Source organism: Variovorax soli NBRC 106424 (assembly GCF_001591385.1).
Classification (GTDB): domain Bacteria; phylum Pseudomonadota; class Gammaproteobacteria; order Burkholderiales; family Burkholderiaceae_C; genus Variovorax; species Variovorax soli.
In genome coordinates this window covers 1-1,883 of sequence record NZ_BCUU01000216.1, presented here as the reverse complement: position 1 = coordinate 1,883, position 1,883 = coordinate 1, and the positions used below count along the sequence as shown (strand labels likewise).

The following is a 1,883-nucleotide window of genomic DNA, read 5'->3' as shown; positions in this document are numbered from 1 at the left end:
CTTGCGGCATCTCCAACTCCGCTGCGTTGTTCGACGCCGCTTGCCCCCACCCCTGCCCTCCCCCAGAGGGGGAGGGAGAAAAACCTAAACGCGGCCCATTGCGAAACCCTTGGCGATGTAGTGCCGCACGAACCAGATCACGATCGCACCCGGCACGATGGTCAGCACGCCGGCGGCGGCCAGCGTGGCCCAGTCCATGCCCGAGGCGCTGACGGTGCGCGTCATGGTGGCCACGATGGGCTTGGCGTTCACGCTGGTGAGGGTGCGTGCCAGCAGCAGTTCCACCCAGCTGAACATGAAGCAGAAAAACGCCGCCACGCCCACCCCTGCCTTGATGAGCGGCAGGAAGATGGTGAGGAAGAAGCGCGGAAACGAATAGCCGTCGATGTAGGCCGTCTCGTCGATCTCGCGCGGGATGCCGCTCATGAAGCCTTCCAGGATCCACACCGCCAGCGGCACGTTGAACAGGAGGTGCGCCAGCGCCACGCCCAGATGCGTGTCCATCAGCCCCACCGTGCTGTAGAGCTGGAAGAAAGGCAGCAGGAACACTGCGGGCGGCGTCATCCGGTTGGTGAGCAGCCAGAAGAACACATGCTTGTCGCCCAGGAACGAGTAGCGCGAGAAGGCGTAGGCCGCGGGCAGCGCCACCGTGAGCGAGATCACCGTGTTGATGGCCACGTAGATCAGGCTGTTGATGTAGCCCGAGTACCAGGACTCGTCGGTGAAGATGCGCACGTAGTTGGCCCACGTGAACTGCATCGGGAAGAACGAGAAGCTGGAGAGGATCTCCTCGTTCGTCTTGAAGCTCATGTTGACCATCCAGTAGATGGGCAGCAGTGCGAACACGAGGTACAGCACCAGGAAGATGCTGCGCTTGCGGAAGCGTCGTTGGTCGTTCATGGCGTGCACCTCCTATTCCTTGGCCTCGGTGTCCTGCGCGCCCACCCGCTGCATCCAGTTGTAGAGCATGAAGCACAACAGCAGGATGATCAGGAAGTAGATGAGCGAGAACGCGGCGGCCGGCCCCAGGTCGAACTGGCCCACGGCCTTTTGCGTGAGGTACTGGCTCAGGAAAGTGGTGGCATTGCCCGGGCCGCCGCCGGTGAGCACGAAGGGCTCGGTGTAGATCATGAAGCTGTCCATGAAGCGCAGCAGCACCGCGATCATGAGCACGCCGCGCATCTTGGGCAGCTGGATGTAGCGGAACACCGCGAACTTGCTGGCACCGTCGATGCGCGCAGCCTGGTAGTACGCATCGGGAATGGAGCGCAGGCCGGCAAAGCACAGCAGCGCCACCAGCGGCGTCCAGTGCCACACGTCCATCACCAGCACGGTGAACCAGGCGTCGCGGGCATTGCCGGTGTAGTTGTAGTCCACGCCGAGCTTTTGCAGCGCAAAGCCCAGCAGGCCGATATCGGCGCGGCCGTAGATCTGCCAGATGGTGCCCACCACGTTCCAGGGAATGAGCAGCGACAGCGCCACCACCACCAGCACCGCCGAAGCCTTCCAGCCGGTGGCCGGCATGGACAGCGCCAGCATGATGCCCAGCGGAATCTCCACCAGCAGCACCGCCAGCGAGAAGCCCAGCTGCCGCAGCAGCGCCGCGTGCAGCTCGTCGTCGCGCATCACCGAGGCGAACCATTCGGTGCCCACGAACACGCGGCGCTCGGGCGAGATGATGTCCTGCACCGAATAGTTCACCACCGTCATCAACGGCAGGATGGCCGAGAAGGCCACGCAGATGAACACCGGCAGCACCAGCAGCCAGGCCTTCTGGTTGATGGGCTTGATGGTCGAGTTCATGGCTTTTCTCCTTCCCCTTCCCCCTCTGGGGGAAGGTCGGGATGGGGGCAGGCCTCTATTGCAATGCCAGCACCGGCGCA

Annotated in this window: 2 protein-coding genes; both read right to left on the bottom strand. The window is 63.4% G+C overall.

Going from position 1 to position 1,883, the window contains the following annotated elements; translation table 11 throughout:
* Positions 1-84 precede the first annotated feature (84 nt).
* Complete coding sequence (locus VSO01S_RS26405) at positions 85-900, bottom strand: carbohydrate ABC transporter permease (protein WP_068645704.1); 816 nt, start codon at positions 898-900, stop codon at positions 85-87.
* 12 nt (positions 901-912) lie between these two features.
* Positions 913-1,803, bottom strand: coding sequence for a carbohydrate ABC transporter permease (locus VSO01S_RS26400; protein ID WP_068645703.1), 891 nt, complete (start codon positions 1,801-1,803; stop codon positions 913-915).
* Between the last annotated feature and the right edge of the window lie 80 nt (positions 1,804-1,883).